The organism is Halorubrum amylolyticum, assembly GCF_004114995.1.
In the GTDB taxonomy this organism is placed as follows: Archaea; Halobacteriota; Halobacteria; order Halobacteriales; family Haloferacaceae; genus Halorubrum; species Halorubrum amylolyticum.
On record NZ_SDJP01000024.1, the window covers coordinates 27,385 to 45,696 of the forward strand.

Sequence of the window (18,312 nt, forward strand, 5' to 3'; positions counted from 1 at the left end):
ATCGCTTCCCCTTTTCTTGCCGCTCGTTCGGTGTCTGCCGCTACAGCGCCCGCACGATCACGTACGGGACGACGAAGAGGAACACGAAGATCAGTCCGGTCGCGATCGCGTAGCCGACGCCGACGCCGGCGAGCGCGCGCCAGCCGTCGTCGGTGGGGAGGTCACTCAGCGAGAGATCGGTGTTCATACTCGTTGCTCCGCCGCCGTCGACTTAACTGTCGGTGGCCGGTTCGCGCTGTCGCTCCTGCCGCGCCCTGTCCCCCCCTCTCCTGTCCGCCGGGCCGCCTCTCGCTCACACGTCGCCCGCCATCGCGCGGAACAGGTCGTCGGCGAGCGCGTCGCGGTCGATGGTCTCCGGCTCCTCGTCGCCGGTCGGGTCGATCGTCGGGGCGATCGTCCCGCCCCCCATCCGCGAGTGACCGCCGCCGCTGCCGTTGTCGCGGTCGGACAGGACCGAGTCGATGGCGTTGCCCATGTGGACGCGATCGTCCCGCGACCGGCCGGAGAGGTGGACCGTCCCGTCGCGCTCCCCGATCACCACGACGGCGCTGACCCCCTCCAGCTGGATCAGCTCGTCGGCGGCCTGCGGGATCGCATCGACGTTGTTCACGCCCCCGATGTCGGCGACCGCGAACGATCCCTCGATCCGACGGCCAGCGATGGCCCGCGCCTTCACCTCCAGCACCTCGGCGTCGACCGCGGGGTTGGCGATCCGGTCGAGCCGGTCCTGGTCGACGCCGGGGTACACGTACGCCGCGGCCGCGAAGTCGGGCTCGCTCGCGCCGACCGTGAGATGTTTGGTGTCGGTGAGAATCCCGTACAAGAGTCCGGTCGCCGTGTCGGTCGGGAGGGTGAGGTCGCTGTCCGTCTCGCTGGCGTGCTTGTCCGGCGGCACCGGCGTGGCGTCGTTCTGCTGGAAGTACTCCGCGACCACCGAAGCCGTCGCGCCGTAGTCGGTCCGCACGTCGGTGAACGCCTCGCCGGCGCCGTCGCCGGGGTGGTGGTCGACGACGGCGAGCGGGAGCACGCCGTTGGCGCCGGCGAACCCCCGCGGCTCGTTGTGATCGACCAGCACGACGGACTCGGCGGCCAGGTCGCTCACGTGCTCGATCGGCTCTAAGTCCAGATCGAGCACCGTTCGGAACGCCCGGTTCTCCTGATGGCGGATCTGTCCGGGGTACTGCACCGCCGCGTCGACGTCGAGCTGCTCCGCGAGCGAGGCGACGCCGAGCGCCGCCGACATCGCGTCCGGGTCCGGGTTCGGGTGCATCAACACCACGATCTCGTCGTGCTCGGCCAGCAGCCGACGGAACCTGACGCCGGGCGTCCTGCGAGCGCGGAACAGCACGTACGCGCCGACGAGCGCGACGAGTGCGACGACCGCGGCGGCGACGACGAGCTCCGGGTTCTCCCGCGCCATCGCCTCCGCCTGCGAGAGCCGGTCGTCGGCCGCGCTCAGAGACCACATACGTGCCCGCCGACTCGCTCCCGGTACATCAAGGTTCGTTACCGTTTCGACCCGCCGACAACGACGCGATGACCGAGCCTCAGGCAGTCGCGGCGGTCGGCGAACTCACTCGCTCGCCGCCCGAAACGCCCGCACCGCGTCGCGGTACCCCTCTCGAAAGGTCGGATAGGCGAACTCGTAGCCGAGCGCCCGCAGGTGGTCGTTCGAGCAGCGCTTGCTGGTCCGAATCCGCCGTTCGGCCGCCGCGGAGAGGTCTCCCTCCGCGACCCGCTCTTCCTTCGACCGCTTTGCCGGCCGCGGCACGCCGCACGCGTCGGCCAGCCAGTCGGCGAACGCGTGTTTGTCGGCCGGCTCGTCGTCGACGACGAGAACGGCGTCGTCGCGGGCGCGGTCGGCTTCGAGGAGGTACCGGACCGCCCCGGCGGCGTCGTCGCGGTGGATCATGTTGAGGTAGCCGGCGGTGACCGGCCCGTCGAGGTAGCGGTCGAGCCGGTAGCGGTCGGGACCGTACAGTCCCGCGAAGCGCGTGACGGTGCCGTCGATCCCGAACTCGGCCGCCCTCTCCAGCGCGGTCCGCTCCGCCTCGGCGAGGACGCGGGTCTTCTCGGTCGTGGGCTCGATCGGCGTCTCCTTATCGACCCACGCGCCGTCGTGGTCGCCGTACACGCCCGTCGACGAGGTGTAAACGAGCCGGTCCGGCGTCGCCGCCCGCGACCCGTACGCCTCGATCACGTTCCGGAGGCCGTCGACGTACACCTCGCGGGCGGCCGCGGCGCCGCGGCCGCCGGAGCTGGCCGCGAACACGACCGCGTCCGCGTCGGGGAGCGCGTCGAGCGACGCCGGATCGGTCGCGTCCGCGCGGACGGCGTCCACCTCGCCCTCGTCCCCGCCATCCGCGCCCACGTCGCTGTCCATCTGCTCCCCGATCGACTCGATCGCGTCCAATCCGGCGTCCGACCGCCGAACTCCCGTCACGGTATGGCCGCGCGCGGCGAGCTGTCTGGCCAGTTCGAGGCCGACGTAGCCGCAGCCGACGACGACGGCCCTCATGGCTTCCGCCGCTCGATGACCGCCATGATCTCCGCCAGCTGGCCGAGGGTCATCGCGGCGCGTCCCTCCAGCGCCTGCTGGACTTCCTGTCCCGTGAGGTCCGCGTCGATCGCGGCGGCGATCGAGTCGACGTCGAGCACCGCCGCCGCCATCCCCATCAGCAGGTGGTCTCGGATCTCGGCGACGATCGCGGCGCCGTCGCGGTCGGTCGGTCCGGCGACGATCGCGGCTCCGTCTTCGAGCCGGAGTCCCGCGGCGTCGCCGTCGAGGGCCGCGTCGACGGCGGCCCCGTCGACCCCCGTCTCCTCGTCGATCCGGTCGCGGCCGACCTCGGCGGCCGCCTCGCTCACCAGCGTCTCGAACGCGGCGAGCATGGTCGCCGGGGTCACCTCGTCCGCGTCGCTCTCGGCGCCCGCCGCGCCGTCAGCGACGACCTCGTGAAACATGGTCGCCCTCGGTCGTCGCGTCTCAAAACGGCTGCGGTCGACTCACGACACCGCACACGCCCCCTCGCCATCTCCGTCCGACGGCGCCTCTCCCAACGGCCCGGGACACGGCCATCCGCCGGAGGTCTCGTCGCGGGTCCCGTCCACGTCGCCGACGCCCGGCGGGCCGGCCGGGACCGCGACGACGATCACGGTCTCGGTCTCGAACGCGATCGGTTCCGTCTCGCCGAGCCGCACCGTCTCCCCGTCGACGTCGACGGTCGCGTCGCCCTCGGTCCGTACGTACGCGAACTCCTCGCCGGGCACGCCCACGTCGGCGCGTAACGCGAACCGCGGGTACTCCCCGCGGACCTGCACGCGCCAGGCGTTCACCGTCGTCACCCAGTATCCCGGGACGGGCGCGACCGGGAGCCCGGCTCCGACCGCTCTGGCCGGCTTCATCGACCACCGGTCGCCGAACCGCTCGACCGCCGCGTCGCTCACCTTTCCGGCGGCCGCCTCGCCCGCCCGCGCCGCTTCGTTCTCGATCGCCGTTTCCATCCGGTCACGGAGCAGCACTCGCGCGCCGCTCGTCGCGTCGTCGACGAACCGCGTCGGGACCCGGACCGTGTTCGTCTCGGCCGCCGTCCGCGTCGCGACGCGCAGGCTCGCCGCGAGGGACGCTTCGGCCGCCCGCGACAGTCCGCCGACGGTCGCGGCCTCGGCGGCGACGCGTTCCGGATACGACCCGTCGCCGACGGCGACGGCGCGCTCGCCCGGCGACCCGTAGCTCGCGGCGGCCGCATCGAGCGCCCTGCGTCGCTCCTCGCGCGACAGCGAGGTCCGAACGCGGAGGACCGGTGCGATCTCTTCGTCCACCTCGTCCAACCCTCCGGAGATCTGTCGAGAGAGCGCGTCCCGGTCCGCCCGCAGGTCGGGATCGCTTCCGGCGTCCAGCGCGTCGTTCGCCAGCAGGAGCGCCCGGCCGGCGGTCCCGATCCGCACCGTATCCTCGGTGCCCAGAATCCGGTCGACGATGCCGCTCGACACCTCCCCGTACGGAACGGTGACGTAGTTCACGTTGCGGACCGTGAGCGGTCGCGTCGTCGTCCCGTTCACGCCGTCGACCGCTTCCCCGTCCACCGTCGTCCGCGGAAGGTACCCCGGAGAACCGGTCGGAGCGAACGTCACGTCCCCGCCGGGGCCGCCCTCCCCCACGGCGTACGTTCCGGAGTCCCGAGCGGCCTCGCGGCTGGCGATCACGTCTCCGACGTCGGGACCGTCGAAGGCGCCGTTCACGCGGTCGAGGAACCCGTCCGACGCGCGTTCGCGGTCGGCCGCGGCGGCTTCGAGCTCGTCGATCACCGCCTCGACGTACGCGTCTCGGGCGGCGGTCGACGCGCGGTCGACGGCGCCGTCGTAGGTCGCCGGCGCGCCGACGAGCGCCGAGCGGCGGTCGCGGATCGCGTCGGCGAGATCGGCGTACGGTTCCGCCTCTCCGAGTGCCGCGTCCTCCATCGACGCCTCGGTCTCGATGTCGCGCACCTCGCCCGCGAGCCCCGCCACGTCGGACGCGACACGATCGCTGGCGGCCTCGGACCGGACGCCGAAGACGGTCGCCGATCGGGTCACCGATCCGCTGCGGACGGCGTCTCGGGCGATCCGATCGACGCCGTTCTCGGTGTCGACTCCGAGGTCGGACCGCGCGGCCGGCGGTGTATCGCGCAGGTCCGCCCCGTCGGCTATCCCGCCCGCGCCGAAGGTCGCGGCCGGACGGGCGGGCGCTCGGTCGGTCGGTGCGTGCCGTCCCGAGACGGACACCCGAACCCGGTAGCGATCGGTCGCCGCGTCGCGCGTCGTCGTCCGGTAGACGGTCTCGTCAATCACGCTCCCGTTCGGTCCGCGTTCGACGACCACACGCTCCCACTCCGCGACCGCGACGCGCTTCACCGACGCCTCGCGGACCGCGGACCCGAACGAGACGCGTTCGCCGGGAGCGACCGTTCCGCTCGGGAGCCGGTCCGGAACGCCGTCACCGGCGACCGACGAGATCCGTTCCGTGCGTGACACGTCGGTGCGGTCCCAGCTCCCGCTCGACGCAGGGCCGGGGTCCGGCGGGTCCAACCGTCCGCCGTCGACGGTCCGGGTCGCCGACGCGTCGAGGCGTCCCTCGACCCGGTACGCCCCCTCGGTGATCGCGTCGAGGTCGTCGTGAACCCGGACGGCCGCCTCGTCGGCCGCCCGGCCGATCCGGACCGTCGTTCGTTCGTCCGTCCGGTCCGCCCCCGTCTCGAAGGCGGCGTCCTCGGTCCCGGATCCGGTCGACCCGTCGCCGCCCCCCGGCGTCGGCGCGCCGAGCACGGCCTCGGTCCACGACGCCTCGTCGACGCCGGTCGGTTCGAGCAGGTCTGTGACGCCTGTCCGCGCCGTCGCGCGCGCCACCCCGCCGCGGGCGTCCGGATCGCTCGTCCCGAACACGTCGCGCTGGGTCCGGACGATCCCCGCGTTCGTCGACAGCTCCACATGGCGGTTCGCGAGCACGTTCTCGACCGGCGCGCCGCCGAACTGCGCGTATCCCCGCGCCCACGTCATCGGGTAGAGGCTCGCGGTGATCTGGCGACCCAGCCCCGGCCCTTCGACAGGCCCCCGGTCGAGCCGATCCTCGAACCGCGTCGTCCGCTCGTGCGCCGCGAGCGTCGGGACGGCGACCACGACGGTCCTATCTTCGGTCCGATCGACGACGGTGCGTCCGTTCCGCGTCGCGGTCGTTTCCACCCCCTCGAACGTCACCCGCGTCGCCGTTCCGTTTGCGGCCGATTCGACGCGAACGCGGTCGCGCGCCGCCGCCAGACCCCCCGGATCGTTCACCGCCGGCAGCGACGCCGTCGCCGTTACGCCGCCGATGTCGGCGTCGACGGCCGACAGCGCCTCGGCGCCGGCGAGCGCGAGTCGGATTCGGAACGCGTCCTCGAATGCCGATCCCTCTCTGACCGCGGTCGTTCCTCGCTCGTCCGTCCCGTCCGGCGCCCGGGTCACCGGCTCCGCCGCGGCGTCGTGCGCCGCCTCCCGCGCCGCAGCCCTGAGAGCGGCGGTCGAGTCGGCGTCGACGCGCTCGACCGCCCGCTCCACGCTGCGGTCCTCGCCGACAAGGCCCTGATCCGCGATCCCGGCCGCGTACGTCGAACTCGTCACCAAGAGGAGAACGCCGATCAGCGCGAACGGAACCCGAGCGCGCTCGTCGACGGCGAGGCTTCGGTCGCGCGTCCGTCGGTCCGACGCCTTCCCGCTGATGAGGTGCTCCCGCACGCTCACCACCGCCTGACCACGATCGTGACCGGTCCGTCTGATCCCTCGGCGTCCGGGGCCGGATGCGTGACAACCGCGGCCGTGACGTCGGCGCTTCTCGGCGGGTCGCTCCCGACCGCCACCGAGTCCGTCGGATCGACGGCGTCCGCACGTCGGTCGGAGCCGGCGTCAGACGCCTCCCGATGACGGTGCGCGACGCGTCTCGGAACACCCGATCCGGCGGCGGTCGCCCGACGACCGCCGCCGGTCCGCGGCACCAATCGCCGCAGCGTTACTCCCCGGATCGGGACCTCGGTCGCGTTCTTCGACCGGCGCCCGCGCTCGCTCTCGGTCGCGTCCGTGTCGTCGGTGGTCTCCCCGGCGACGGGCGCCGGGTCCGCTCCCTCCGCCTTCGCGTCGATCCGCGTTCGGGGTCCCACTTCCCGCCCGATCGCCGTCCGCGCTGCCGACTCGAACGACTCGTTCGCCGCGTCGCTTCCGCCGTCTCCCTCGCCGCGGGCGACCAGCAGCGCCAGCAGCTCGGCGCGCGTCGCGTGAACCGTCCGGGTGTCGGTCGGCGCCTCGGCCGAGCCGTACGTCACTGTCACCGTCTCGGTCGCGATCCGGTCGGCGACCTCGCCGGCCGACCGTCGCTCCGCACCCGGATCGCCCCCGGCCGCCCCGAGCGCGACGACGCTCGCGGAGACGCAGAGGAGAAGCACCGTCACGTCGAGCACGGTGCTGGTCATCGACGCACCGCCGCTCGGAGGGTTCCACGCGCGTTCATCCCGGGGCCGACCCTGACGGTCACCGGCCGTTCAGCCACCGCGATCGAGTCGGAGCGGCGGGCGACCGTCGCCGTCGGCGCTCCGTCGCCGGACCGAACCCGCCACGTCTCGCCGTCGACCTCTATCGCAACGGTCGCGGCGAACCGGAGGTCGCCGACGCCGCGCAGTTGCTCCGGGTCGACCACGCCGCCGGTCGTCAACGCAGGTTCGATCCGATCGAGGGTCGCCTCGGCCGTCGGTCGCTCCCGCTCGGGCGCGGCGTCGTCGAGGACGGCGACGTACAGACCGAGCGCCGCGCCGACGGCCAACACCGCGACGAGCGCGGCCGTCGGCTCGACCGCGGCGCGCTCCTCGTCCCGAGCGCCGAACCGCTCACCCGACGAGCGTGACATGGACCCCTCCGTAGTGTACCCGCCGCACCGTGAGCCGGTCCGGTGCCGAGCGCCAGCCTCGATCGGTCGTCCGAGCCCGCTCTGCCGCGGACTCGAACGACGCGGGATCGTCGAACGCGGAATCGGGCGGGACGCCGTCGAGCACGCGCCGGAGCCGGTCGTCACGGGACGTCCCTCGTCCGCCGCTCGGTACGGGCGTTATCCGAGGCGCATGCAGCGCCGCCCGCGCGGTTCCGCCGCCACCGTCGAGCGCGACCACCCGTTCCGTGAGCCGAATCCGATCGGCCGCGAGTCCGTGTTCCGCCGTTGCTGGGTGGTTTCCGTCCGCGACCGAGTCGATCGTGTGCGCGACGCCGGCCGCGTCCGGCGGCGGGGAGGCCGGGAGCGCCGCCGCGACGCCGGCGGTCGCAACGCTCACCGCCGCCAGACCGATCCACGCGTACGTGGCGTCGAGGTGAGTCTCGAACACGGGGGCGCTGGCCGCGGCTTCGCACTTAACGGATCGCCCGGAGCGCGCCGTCGTTCCGCTACAGGAGGAGCCCCGCGCCGACGAAAGATACGAGGTACGTCGCGGCCGCGGTCGGCAGCGCGATCCCGACCCGATAGGCGACGAGCGTCCGGTCGAACCCCCGCTCCAGTCCGGTCGCCAGCGCGGTGAGCAGCCCCGCGAGGATCAGGACGTACGCGCCAACGATCCGGCCGAGGACCGGCACTGAGAGCGACCCGGACCCGTCCGATCCCGGGGTCGTTCCGGCGGTGCCGGCGGTGCCGGCGCCGAGCGCGTCCGCACCGGCCGTCGCGCCGGCGCCGAGCCCCCCGGCGTCGACCGCGTCGATCCCGGTGGCGAGCGCCACCGTCGCCCCGCCGACGAGCGGCGCGAACACCGCGGCCGTGTTGGTTAGGGTCCCGATCACGGTCGCCAGCTGCCGCCGCGCGTCGGATTCGAGGCCTCGAAGCTCCTCCAGTTGGTCGGCGAGTTCGAGCAGCACGTCTCCCGCGGGACGCCCCTCGCGCGCGGCGACGGCGAGCAGCGCGACCGCTCCTCGGACCCGCGGCGACGGCACCGGAACCGCCGGGCCGCCGCGGCCGAGGAACGCCTCACGAACGCCGACGCGAAGCGTGTCGCTCCGTCGGCCGGCGCGTTCGAACAGCTCGCCGGTGGCCCCGTCCAACCGCTCGCCCGCGTTCGCGATCGCGGTCTCGACGGCGACCCCCTCGGCCACGTCGCCGCCGATCACCGTCATCGCGTCCGGGAGGCTGCGCTCGACGGCCCGGACGTTCGACAGCACCGCTCTGCGGCGTCGGACGACGACGAACAGCCCGACGCCGACCCCGATGCCGACCCCGGCGACGCCCCCGGCCCATCCGGCGACCAGCCGCGCCGCGAGAGCGGCGGCGACGCCCCCGGCCCCCAGTCCGGCGACCGCGGCGTGGACGCCTCGCTCCGGAACGTCCGGGTGGTCCCCGCCGATACTCGGCGGCGCGAACGCGACCGGCCGACGGGAGAGCAGCCACGCCGACGCCGCGAGCAGTCCCGCCGGTAGCACGACGAGGTACAGCGCGGAGACGAGGGCCGGACCGATCGGGACGCCCGCCGCCGCGGCCGCGGGAAGGAGAGCGATCAGCGCGAGAGGGAGGAGCACGCCGAAGGCGTACAGCGCAGAGACGGGGCCGCGGACCTCGCCGACGAACGCCGCGAGCCGGTCGGTCGTCCCGGCGATCGTCGCGTCGAGCGCCCGGTCAAGGCACCGCCCCCGGCGCTCCGGCGGCGCCGACGCGGCTGTTCGGACCAGCGCGGCCGCCCGGTCGATCGCCGGGAACCACGGCTGCCACTCCCGGGCGAACGCCCGCAGTCCGCTGGTCGGCCCGTCGGCGCTTCCGCGCTCGTGTCTCGCGAGCCCGTCGGCCAGCGGCCCGTCGCCGGTCCGAGCGGCGAACCTGACTGCGCGCTCCGTGGACGGATCCAACCGCATCCGCAACACGAGCCGTCCGACGAGCCCCGGCGCCGCACCGAGCGCCCGGGTCCGTCGGAGCGAGGCGAGCCACACCGGCCCGCGATGGACGGCGTGCGTGGCACCCAAGCCGCCGATCAACCCGGAGGAGACCCCCGCGACTGGTCCCGCGACGACGGCGGCGACGACGGCGCAGACGAGGCCGGCGCCGACGCCGACCCGGTGTCCCGCCTCGATCACGCGCTCGCTCGTCGCGTCCCAGCCGAGGAACGCGACCGATCGACGGAGCTCCGCCGACCCCTCCCCGTCGTCAGTCGCGCCCCGGCCGGCCGCTTCCGATCGGCCGCCGTCCGGCCCCGTCATCGCCCCTCACCACCGCGATCGCCGGTGTCCTCCTCGTCGCCGTCGAGGTAGCGGCCCGGGGCGACCCGGCCGGTCCTCGCGGCCTCGCGGACCCGGTCCGCCCGCCGGTCGACGGCCTCGCGGACGGCCGCGTACGGCTCCCCCGGCCTCGCGAGGGATTCGACGAGTCGGCTCTCGCCTCGGTCGATACGGCCCGAGGCGGTCAGCCCGGTTTCCGTCCGCTCGAACAGGGGCTCGAACGCCGCCTCGCCGTCGTGGCCGACGATCTCGGCGACCGTCCGAACCCGGTGGTCGTCCAGCACAACGATCAGGTCGGTCGCGGCGAACGAGGCGAGCGGAACGCCGAGGTCGGTGACCACGCGCTCCCTGACCGCCGGGGGGTCCTCGCCGTGGATGGTCCCGAGCACCGTCTCTCCCGCCGCCCCCACGCGCATCGCCTCGTACAGCGCCCGCGCCTCCTCGCCGCGGACCTCGCCGACGACGATCGCACCGCCGCCGAGCCGAAGCGCGGTCCGGACCGCCTCGCTCGGAGACGGCTCCGCGCCGTCACCCACCCGGAGCCGCTGCGCGTCGCGCCCCGCGGCAGTCAACGCCCCGCTCGGTAGCTCCGGCGTGTCCTCGATCAGCACCGACCGCGTCTCGGCCGGCAGCTCCCAGAGGAGCGACCCGAGCGCGGTCGTCTTCCCCGCCCCGCGCCCCCCGGCGATCAGGCCGGTCACCCCTCGCTCGACGGCTACCGAGAGGAGCCCCGCGGCCGCCGGCGTGACCGTTCCGGCGTCGACGAGCCGTGCGAGGGTCCACGCGTCCGGATCGCCGCGTCGGAAGGTGAACGAGAGGCCGTCGCTGGCGGGGGCCGTCGTCGCGGCGACCCGAACGCGACCGGATTCGGTCTCGATCGTCGCGTCGAGCGTGGGACTCGCGCGGGAGAACCCCCGTCCGCTCGTCCGCCGGAGTCGGGACGCCAGCGTCGCCGCGCCCTCCGGCGGCAGCCTGACGTTGGTGCGGCAGCGCTCGCCGTCGACGACGACCCGGAGCGGGTTCTCGGTGACGGGCGCGGACAGCGTCGCGTCGCTCACGCGGTCGTCGGCGAACACGTGCTCGAGCGCGCCGTAGCCGCGGGTGTGTCGGCGGAGCACGTCGACGAGCGTCGAGACGGGGTCGCCGGCCGTCGCGACCGATCGCACCGCCCGTCCCGGCGCCCGCTCGCCGCCGGTCGGGTCGTCGAGCAGCCGGTCCTTGGCGACGGCGAGCCGCGCGACCGCCTCGTCGTCGAGCCGCGACGAGGGCGGCGTGAGGTGGTACGTGCGGAGCGCCCCCTCCCCGTCGTACAGCCGCACGGTCGCGCCCGTGTCGACCTCCCACCGGTCGACGAGCGTCGCTTCCGGCGGCGGTGCGGATGCGACGCGCGTGGCCGCGATCGTCGGTCCGGCGTGCGCCCGCAGCGCGTCGGCCGGTCCCGCTGCGCCCGCGACGGTCTCGGCCAGCCCGGTCTCCGCGGCGATCCGCTTCGGCGGCCCCTCGCGGCCCCCCGCCTCTCGGGCCGCCGCGACCGGCTCTCGGGTCACGCGCTCCGCGAGCCGCGTCTCGTGGAATCCGATCCGCTCGCGGAACCGGCCGGCGGCGATCAGACACGCCGCGGCCCGCCCAGCGTAGGTCCGCTCCCGCCCCGCGTGGCGCGTCCGGATCACGTCGGCGTCGCGTTCTGTCAGGGCCTCGACGACCGTCGCGAGGCAGTCGGGGCTCGCGGCGAGGTCGCCGCGCCCGGGACAGCCGTCGGCGTCGACCGCGAGGACCACGCGGTCGTCGACGCCGGTTCCGACGGGCTCTCTGAACGACGGGTCACACCGGCAGCCGTCCCCGTCGTCGCCGAGCCACGGGAGCGAGGACAGCGGTGCGTCGCCGCCCTCGAGTCGCGACAGCCAGGGGCGATCGAATCGCATGGCGGCCGTGGCCGCGGCATCCCGTATAAGCGCTCACCCGAGTCGAGAGATCCGGACCGTCGGGCCGCCGTCGTCCACGAACCGGAACTCCAAGCGGCTCTCGCCCGCGGTCCGGAGCGCGATCGGTCCGTCGACGACCGCGACGGCGGCCGTCACCGCGTCGGGCACGACGGGAACGGTCCGCTCGCGGCCGCCGTCGATCCGGTACCGGAGCGCGGCGCCGGAGCCGACTCCCGATCGCGTCGATCCGACGAGCACAAGGCGGTCGATCGGCGCCGCGGAGAGCCCCGTCGGGGCGCGGACGGTCACCGTCGTTCGCGCGGCGAGCGCGGGATCGCCGACGCTCGTCGACCCGGCAACGAGCCGGCCGACCGCGCGCTCGACGCGGTCGGACTCGGCGTCGAGCCGGTCGACGGTCGTGGCGGTCCGGGCGTCCTCAAGCGCCGGCATCGCCGCCCCGAGGAGCGCGACCGCGACAAGGACCGTGAGTACGACGCGGATCACGCGCGTCCGCCGGCGCGCGACCGGTTACAGCCCGTCACGGAGCCGGTTCAGCGTGTCGTCGTACCACGACTCCCCCTCCCCCTCCCCATCGGCCTCCGCGCGGTCGATCGGCCCCTCGGCCGCGGCCCCGCCGTCGCTCTCGCGACGGTGGCTCGGGGGAACGGCCGCGTCGAGAGCGGCCCCGCTCGGTGCGCCGTCGGGGCGGTCGATCGCATCGCCGTCGGAGCGGTCGATCGCATCGCCGTCGGGCGTTCCGGCGTCGGCTGCTTTCGCGGCCGCGCCGCCGGTCGCCCTAGCCAGCGCGAGGTCGGCGCGGCGCTCGACCTCGCGGTTGACCGATCGGACCGATCCCACGTATCCTCTGATCGCTTGCGTCGCGGCCTCCAGCTCCTCGACGCGCGCTTCGAGGTCGTCGAGCCTCGCACCGAGCGCCTCGCGCTCGGCGCTCGCGCCCGCCCCGTCGGCGAGGTCGGCGACCGCCTCGTCGGTGCCGGTCACCGCGCGTTCGACCGCCCGGAGCCGTTCCCCGAACCGGCCGCGGCCCGGGCCGGCGTCGCCGTCCCGGCCCCCGCCGTCGGTCGGACCGGGCGCCGTCCGTCCCGCCTCCGTACCGCTCGTCTCCGCCGTGCCGGCCCTCCCGCGGTCGGGACCGCCCGCTCGCTCGGAGCCGCGTGCGCGTTCGGGGTCGCGAGTGTGATCGGTCACGCGGGCGACTGGCCGCGGCTCCCTACTTAAACGCCGGGGGAAAAGGTATTACGACCGGATCGGGTAGTACGGATCATGAAGGCGGTCCTCCTCGGCGTCGGACAGGCGGGCGGGAAGCTCACGACCGCGCTCGCCGAGTTCGACGTCGACGCCGGATACGGTGCGGTGCTCGACGCGCTCGCGGTGAACACCGCGTCGGCGGACTTAGAGCCCCTCCCGCTCGACACGGTCCTCGTCGGTCAGTCCTGGGTGAACGGACACGGCGTCGGCGGCGACAACGAACTCGGCGCCGAGGTGATGGAGGAGGACGCAGTCGAGGTGCTCGACGCGCTCGCGCCGAAGGTGAACGCCGACGCCGAGGCGCTGCTCGTGGTCGCGGGGCTCGGCGGCGGCACCGGCTCCGGCGGCGCGCCGATACTCGTCCGCGAGCTGAGCCGCGTGTACGACGTGCCGGTGTACGCGGTCGGGATCCTCCCCGGCCGCGACGAGGGAGCGATGTATCAGGTGAACGCCGGGCGCTCGCTGAAGACGCTCGTCCGCGAGGCGGACGCGACGATCCTGCTCGACAACGACGCGTGGCGCTCCTCGGGGGAGTCGGTCGAGGGCGGCTACGCGGCGATCAACGCCTCGATGGCCAAGCGGGTCGGGCTCCTGCTCGCGGCCGGCGAGTCGGTCGAGGGCGTCGCGGAGTCGGTCGTCGACACGAGCGAGGTGATCAACACGCTACGCGCCGGCGGTATGGCCGCGGTCGGCTTCGCGTCGGCGCCCGCCGCAGAAGACCCCGAGGAGAACGTCACGACCGTGATGAGCACGGTCCGGAGCGCGGTGATGACGGGGATGTCGCTCCCGAGCGCGACCGAGGCGGACGCCGCCCTCGTCGCCATCGCGGGCGACCCCGACCGGATCTCCCGGAAGGGCGCGGAGAAGGCGCGCAAGTGGCTCCAAGAGGAGACCGGGTCGATGCAGGTGCGCGGGGGCGACTTCCCGCTGGACTCCGACCGGGTGGCCGCCTTGGTCCTCCTCGGCGGCGTCGAGCGCTCGCGCCGCGTCGAGGAGTTCCTCGAACGCGCGCGGCAGGCGGTTCGTGACGAGCCGGAGGAACAGCCCGACCCGGCCGACGCGTTCCGGAACGACGAGCTCGACGACCTGCTCTGAGCCCCGTTCGCGCGGACGGGTGGTGTCGCCCGCTCGCGAGACAGGTTCCGCACCTTTTTGGTTCCGCCCGGTGGAGTCGCTTCCGATGAACAACCCGTGGGACGACTGGGACCACGTGCTGAAGGTCGACCCGGACAAGGAGCTGCACGGGGACGACACCTTCGAGGACGTCTGCCGGACCGGGACCGACGCGATCGAGATCGGCGGGACCCTCGACGTCACCGCGGAGAAGATGACCCGCGTCGTCGACGCCGCCGCCGAGTACGACGTGCCGCTCTACCAGGAGCCGTCGAACCCGGGCGTCGTCATCGACTCGCCCACCCTCGACGGCTACCTGATCCCGACTGTCTTCAACGCCGGCGGCCCGTTCTGGATCACCGGCGCGCACAAGGAGTGGGTCCGCATCGACGACCTCGACTGGAGCCGGACGCACACCGAGGCGTACATCGTGCTGAACCCCGAGGCGTCGGTCGCGCAGCTGACCGAGGCCGACTGCGACCTCAGCGCCGACGACGTGGCGGCCTACGCGAAGGTGGCCGAGCGCATGTTCGGCCAAGAGATCGTCTACGTCGAGTACTCGGGCGCGTTCGGCGACACGGAGAAGGTCGCCGCCGCCCACGACGCGCTCGACGAGGCCACCCTCTTTTACGGTGGCGGGATTCACGGCTACGAGTCGGCCAACGAGATGGCCGCCCACAGCGACGTGATCGTCGTCGGGGACCTGCTCCACGACGAGGGCGTCGACGCGGTTCGCGAGACGGTGAAGGGCGCGAAGGACGCGTAGGATTCAGCGGAGTTTCGACCGCGTCAGTATCCTTCGACCATGTTCTCGACGTACTTCGCGATCACGTCCACTTCGAGGTGGATCGGGTCGCCGACGGACTTCTCGGAGAGCGTCGTCAGCTCGTAGGTCGTCGGGATAATCGCGACGTCGAACTCGTCGGCCCGCTTCTCGGCGACCGTCAGCGAGATGCCGTCGAGCGTCACCGACCCCTTGTCGACGAGGTAGTCGCCGTGGCCGTCGGGGATCGCGAAGGTGAACCGCCAGTCCTCGCCGACGCGCTCGATCCCGGTCACCTCGGCGACGGTGTCGACGTGGCCCTGCACGACGTGGCCGTCGAACCGCCCGTCGGCGGGCATCGCGCGTTCGACGTTGACCGCGTCGCCCGCGTCGAGTTCGCCGAGGTAGGTCTTTTCGACCGTCTCGCTCGCGAGGAACACCTCGAACCAGCGGTCGGTGTCTCCGCCGTCGGTGTCTCCGTCGTTGGTGTCGTCCGCGTCCGCGTCGGCCCCGTCGTCGGCGCCGGTGTCGTACTCCTCGACCGTGAGACAGACGCCGCTGACGCTGATCGACTGGCCGTGGTGGAGGTCGTCGAACCCGTTGACGGTGATCCGGAGCCGGAGCCCGTCCTCGGTCTCGGTCCGCTCGCAGACGGTTCCGGTGTCCTCGACGATGCCGGTGAACATACCGGAACTGGGTGCGCGCGACACATATCGGTTCGGTGTTCGGGTGGGTCACGCCGCGATCGCGTCCCATCGCCGCGCTCAGCCGACGCCGCGCCCCTTTTGACCCCCCGGAGCCAACGCGGTCGCAATGAGGCTCGGACTGACCGACATGGTCGGGTTGGCGGCGTCGCTGATCTTCGCCCTCCCGCTCGGGCTTTTCGCCGTCAATCGACTATTCGCCGGCGAGATCGCGCTCGGCGTCGGCCTGCTCGTCGTCGCCGCCGCGATGGTCGTGCTCCCGCAGTACTTCCTCGATCCGGCCCGAATTCTCCGCGGGCTGGTCGTCGGACTGCTCCCCCGCCAGATCCGCGGACTCATCGCTCTCGATCCAGCGGAGGCAGGATCTTCCGATTCGGACCCGTCCGCGGAACCGTCGATCGACGAGGAGGAACAAACCGACGCGCCGTCCGAAGACGCGACCCCGGTCGAGAAGTAGGTACTCCGTCCGAATTCACTCGCGTGCGGTCGGGGCGATCCCGAACGGGTACTCGGCCAGCACCTCGGAGCCGTCCTCGGTGACGACGACGAGGTCCCCCAGCCGGACCTCGCCGGCCGACGGATCGGAGACTCCGGGCTCGACGGCGATGACGTGACCCGGCCGTAGCTCCGTCCCGCTCGACAGCGACGGCGACTCGTGGAGGCTCACGCCGACGCCGTGACCGGCGCCGCGGATGAAGCCGGCCTCGCCTTCCTCCGCGTTCGGGTCGAATCCGTACGCGGCCAGCTCGGCGACCGCCTCGCCGTGGACGGTCTTCGCGGGGACGCCCGGTTTGATCTCGCCGAGCGCGACCGCCCGGGCCGACTCGACCGCGAGGTACGCCCGCCGCTCCCAGCCGCCGTCGCCGTCGACGACGAACGTTCGGGTCAGGTCGCCGCGGTAGCCGTCGGGGCCGCGCGGCGAGACGTCGACCAGCACCGTCTCGCCCGGTCGGATCGGGTCGTCGCCGGCGTCGTGGCGGTCGGCCGCCGACGGGCCGACGCCGATCGCGGTGTCGCTGGCGTCGCGGACGCCGCGGGCGGCGAGCGTCGCGTTCACGGCCCGCCGCAGGCGCTCGGTCGTCAGGGGGGCGCCCTCCCAGCGGAGGGTCGGTCTCTCTCTTTCGTCCCCGCCGACCTCGCTTGCGGCCAACACGGTCTCGGCGCGCGCCATCCCCGCGACCGCCGCGCGCTGGACCCGGCGGAGGCGGTCGATCTCGGCGTCGGTCTTCCGCGCTCGGGCGGTGGTGACCGCGTCGGTCGACGCGAGCCCGTTGCCGGCGCGTTCGAGGTACACGGCGGCATCGTGCGGGATCGACGGAGGGACGAGAATGGTGGGGTCGCCGTCGTCGAGGCCGTCTCGGTCGCCCTCTCCGTCGCTGTCCTCGTCGCCACCGCGCTCCTCGCCGCCGAGCAGGTCGCGCACGGCCGCCGCAGCGCGCTCGCCCGCGTGGTCGCCGGCGCGCTCGGTCCGCACCTCGCGGGCGACGCCGTCGTGGAACTCTCCGTCGCCGTCGCCGTCGTCCCGGTCGTGCGCGCTCGCCACGAACTCCCGCTCGGCCTGCGCGCGGAACAGCGAGGGGGCACAGCAGACGGCGCGGGCTGTGGCGTCGTCGTCGCCCGGAACGACCGCCAGCGCGTACGCCCGGTCAGGCCCGGCAAAGCGCGTGAGGTACCGGAGGTCGGCGTCGAACCGGTCGCCGACCGCGACGAAGGCGTCGGCGTCGGCGGCCGCGACCGCGTCGACGATCGGGGTGAGATCCGTTCGCAGCGGTCGACGCGTGGAGGCGTCCCCGTCGCTCACGGCTCCGGTTCGGGGACGGCCAGCTCCGCCTGCACCTCCTCGACGAGCTCCTGTGCGGGCTCGTCGCGGAGCTCGTTGAACAGGAGCACGCTGATCGGGAGCGTCGGCGCCCCGCTGATGAGGCTCTCCATGATCACGAGCCGCTCGCGGGCGCGGGACATCCCGACGTAGAACACGCGGCGCTCGTTGTCGGTGAGGACGGGGACCGGGCTCGTGGTTTTCGTGAACTCCTCGACGCCGTCGACGTCGGTCGGGTCGTCGAGGGAGGCGGCCATCTGCTCGACCACCTTCTCGGTGAGGTCGGTTGCGACGAACACATGGTCGGCCTCGCGGCCCTTCGCGGAGTGGATGGTGCCGACGCGGACGCGGGTCGGGTCCATCCCCTCGTAGTCGCCGCCGAAGTAGGCGCCCATGGACTTCCGCTGGAAGCTCGTCACCTTCCGGACCATGTCGTCGGCGCTCGCGGCGTCCGGCATGAACGGGATGAACTCGTCGAGCTCGTCGGTGGTCACCTCTATCTGGGCGATGTCGTCGGCGTCGGCGGCCTCCTCGCGGTCGTCGAGGAAGTCGTAGAACTCGTCGCGCTCGTGGGTGCCGAACGCCGAGTCCTGCAGCATGTCGGCGAGCCGGCGGGCCTCCAGTCCGTTCACGGGGTCGCCCGCGTCGGCCTTCTCGATGGCGCTGACGTAGTCCTGCACGCGGTCGGTCCACATCCGGCCGTCGGTCAGCATCGTGAACGGAATCCCGTGGTCGATGAACTCGTCGATGAAGTCGAACATCTGGTAGCGCGCCCGGAACAGACACATCACGCTGCCTTCGTCGTCCTCGACGGTGTACCGGACGTTCCGGACGAGTTCGAGCATCGACGGCGACTCGATCGCCTCGACGGTGCCGCCCTCCTTTCGGGGGTGGAGGTCCTTCTCCTGTCGCTTGTCGATGTGGCGGATCTCGGCGTTGACGACGTTGAGGATCTCCGAGGGGAGCCGGTAGGAGTTCGGG

Annotated in this window: 18 protein-coding genes; 3 read left to right on the plus strand and 15 right to left on the minus strand. The window is 73.4% G+C overall.

All coding sequences use genetic code 11. The annotated features are described in order from the left end of the window. Positions 1 to 40: 40 nt before the first annotated feature. The 12 genes from ESO89_RS18620 to ESO89_RS14290 all read right to left on the minus strand — a co-directional run bounded on the left by ESO89_RS18620 (position 41) and on the right by ESO89_RS14290 (position 12,872). Positions 41 to 187: a hypothetical protein gene (locus ESO89_RS18620; RefSeq protein ID WP_164932806.1), complete on the minus strand. Its 147-nt coding sequence runs from the start codon at positions 185 to 187 to the stop codon at positions 41 to 43. A gap of 105 nt (positions 188 to 292) precedes the next feature. After that, a complete protein-coding gene (locus ESO89_RS14240) occupies positions 293 to 1,468 on the minus strand; it encodes a DHH family phosphoesterase (protein ID WP_128906135.1) in 1,176 nt (391 codons plus the stop codon). Between the two features lie 105 nt (positions 1,469 to 1,573). Beyond that, entirely contained in the window at positions 1,574 to 2,518 is a 945-nt protein-coding gene (locus ESO89_RS14245; RefSeq protein WP_128906136.1) for an SDR family oxidoreductase, read from the minus strand. Next, positions 2,515 to 2,964 (minus strand): DUF5791 family protein, encoded by a 450-nt coding sequence (locus tag ESO89_RS14250; RefSeq protein ID WP_128906137.1) that lies wholly within the window; start codon positions 2,962 to 2,964, stop codon positions 2,515 to 2,517. Before ESO89_RS14250 ends, ESO89_RS14245 begins: the two co-directional genes overlap by 4 nt. A 42-nt stretch (positions 2,965 to 3,006) precedes the next feature. Further along, on the minus strand, positions 3,007 to 6,258 hold the full coding sequence (locus ESO89_RS14255) for a DUF7286 family protein (protein ID WP_206731770.1): 3,252 nt from the start codon (positions 6,256 to 6,258) through the stop codon (positions 3,007 to 3,009). Beyond that, positions 6,252 to 6,977, minus strand: a complete 726-nt coding sequence (locus ESO89_RS14260; RefSeq protein WP_128906139.1) for a DUF7284 family protein — start codon at positions 6,975 to 6,977, stop codon at positions 6,252 to 6,254. The genes ESO89_RS14255 and ESO89_RS14260 overlap by 7 nt, the downstream gene beginning before the upstream one ends. Further along, positions 6,974 to 7,408: a DUF7285 family protein gene (locus tag ESO89_RS14265; RefSeq protein ID WP_128906140.1), complete on the minus strand. Its 435-nt coding sequence runs from the start codon at positions 7,406 to 7,408 to the stop codon at positions 6,974 to 6,976. The genes ESO89_RS14260 and ESO89_RS14265 overlap by 4 nt, the downstream gene beginning before the upstream one ends. Continuing rightward, the gene (locus tag ESO89_RS14270; RefSeq protein ID WP_128906141.1) at positions 7,389 to 7,877 is read right to left on the minus strand and encodes a DUF7283 family protein; all 489 of its coding nucleotides are present in this window, start codon (positions 7,875 to 7,877) and stop codon (positions 7,389 to 7,391) included. Before ESO89_RS14270 ends, ESO89_RS14265 begins: the two co-directional genes overlap by 20 nt. Before the next feature lie 58 nt (positions 7,878 to 7,935). After that, positions 7,936 to 9,723, minus strand: a complete 1,788-nt coding sequence (locus ESO89_RS14275; protein ID WP_128906142.1) for a type II secretion system protein — start codon at positions 9,721 to 9,723, stop codon at positions 7,936 to 7,938. Then, complete coding sequence (locus ESO89_RS14280) at positions 9,720 to 11,663, minus strand: ATPase, T2SS/T4P/T4SS family (protein WP_128906143.1); 1,944 nt, start codon at positions 11,661 to 11,663, stop codon at positions 9,720 to 9,722. Before ESO89_RS14280 ends, ESO89_RS14275 begins: the two co-directional genes overlap by 4 nt. 33 nt (positions 11,664 to 11,696) lie before the next feature. Continuing rightward, complete coding sequence (locus ESO89_RS14285) at positions 11,697 to 12,167, minus strand: DUF7311 family protein (RefSeq protein ID WP_128906144.1); 471 nt, start codon at positions 12,165 to 12,167, stop codon at positions 11,697 to 11,699. 24 nt (positions 12,168 to 12,191) lie between these two features. Beyond that, entirely contained in the window at positions 12,192 to 12,872 is a 681-nt protein-coding gene (locus ESO89_RS14290; RefSeq protein WP_128906145.1) for a DUF7310 family coiled-coil domain-containing protein, read from the minus strand. 75 nt (positions 12,873 to 12,947) lie between these two features. Between ESO89_RS14290 and ESO89_RS14295 the strand changes: the two genes are divergently transcribed. Both ESO89_RS14295 and ESO89_RS14300 read left to right on the plus strand, forming a co-directional pair. Then, complete coding sequence (locus tag ESO89_RS14295) at positions 12,948 to 14,027, plus strand: tubulin/FtsZ family protein (RefSeq protein WP_128906146.1); 1,080 nt, start codon at positions 12,948 to 12,950, stop codon at positions 14,025 to 14,027. Between the two features lie 85 nt (positions 14,028 to 14,112). Then, complete coding sequence (locus tag ESO89_RS14300) at positions 14,113 to 14,811, plus strand: phosphoglycerol geranylgeranyltransferase (protein ID WP_128906147.1); 699 nt, start codon at positions 14,113 to 14,115, stop codon at positions 14,809 to 14,811. 23 nt (positions 14,812 to 14,834) lie between these two features. Here the strand turns inward: ESO89_RS14300 and ESO89_RS14305 are convergent, their stop codons facing one another. After that, positions 14,835 to 15,494, minus strand: coding sequence for a riboflavin synthase (locus ESO89_RS14305; protein ID WP_128906148.1), 660 nt, complete (start codon positions 15,492 to 15,494; stop codon positions 14,835 to 14,837). Positions 15,495 to 15,621: 127 nt separating this feature from the next. Here ESO89_RS14305 and ESO89_RS14310 point away from each other — a divergent pair, with 127 nt between their 5' ends. Continuing rightward, on the plus strand, positions 15,622 to 15,969 hold the full coding sequence (locus ESO89_RS14310; RefSeq protein ID WP_128906149.1) for a DUF7533 family protein: 348 nt from the start codon (positions 15,622 to 15,624) through the stop codon (positions 15,967 to 15,969). A 15-nt stretch (positions 15,970 to 15,984) separates the two neighbouring features. On the opposite strand, the gene ESO89_RS14315 is transcribed toward ESO89_RS14310, so the two are convergent. Further along, positions 15,985 to 17,313 (minus strand): M24 family metallopeptidase, encoded by a 1,329-nt coding sequence (locus ESO89_RS14315; RefSeq protein WP_128906150.1) that lies wholly within the window; start codon positions 17,311 to 17,313, stop codon positions 15,985 to 15,987. Beyond that, positions 17,310 to 18,312: ATP-dependent helicase (locus tag ESO89_RS14320; RefSeq protein ID WP_164932807.1), on the minus strand; the 1,003-nt coding region annotated here is incomplete at its 5' end. The genes ESO89_RS14315 and ESO89_RS14320, both read right to left, overlap by 4 nt.

Coding starts and splice junctions, on each gene's coding strand:
- ESO89_RS18620 (WP_164932806.1), bottom strand. CDS start 187: ATGAACACCGATCTCTCGCTGAGTGACCTCCCCACCGACGACGGCTGG.
- ESO89_RS14240 (WP_128906135.1), bottom strand. CDS start 1,468: ATGTGGTCTCTGAGCGCGGCCGACGACCGGCTCTCGCAGGCGGAGGCG.
- ESO89_RS14245 (WP_128906136.1), bottom strand. CDS start 2,518: ATGAGGGCCGTCGTCGTCGGCTGCGGCTACGTCGGCCTCGAACTGGCC.
- ESO89_RS14250 (WP_128906137.1), bottom strand. CDS start 2,964: ATGTTTCACGAGGTCGTCGCTGACGGCGCGGCGGGCGCCGAGAGCGAC.
- ESO89_RS14260 (WP_128906139.1), bottom strand. CDS start 6,977: ATGACCAGCACCGTGCTCGACGTGACGGTGCTTCTCCTCTGCGTCTCC.
- ESO89_RS14265 (WP_128906140.1), bottom strand. CDS start 7,408: ATGTCACGCTCGTCGGGTGAGCGGTTCGGCGCTCGGGACGAGGAGCGC.
- ESO89_RS14275 (WP_128906142.1), bottom strand. CDS start 9,723: ATGACGGGGCCGGACGGCGGCCGATCGGAAGCGGCCGGCCGGGGCGCG.
- ESO89_RS14280 (WP_128906143.1), bottom strand. CDS start 11,663: ATGCGATTCGATCGCCCCTGGCTGTCGCGACTCGAGGGCGGCGACGCA.
- ESO89_RS14295 (WP_128906146.1), top strand. CDS start 12,948: ATGAAGGCGGTCCTCCTCGGCGTCGGACAGGCGGGCGGGAAGCTCACG.
- ESO89_RS14300 (WP_128906147.1), top strand. CDS start 14,113: ATGAACAACCCGTGGGACGACTGGGACCACGTGCTGAAGGTCGACCCG.
- ESO89_RS14305 (WP_128906148.1), bottom strand. CDS start 15,494: ATGTTCACCGGCATCGTCGAGGACACCGGAACCGTCTGCGAGCGGACC.
- ESO89_RS14310 (WP_128906149.1), top strand. CDS start 15,622: ATGAGGCTCGGACTGACCGACATGGTCGGGTTGGCGGCGTCGCTGATC.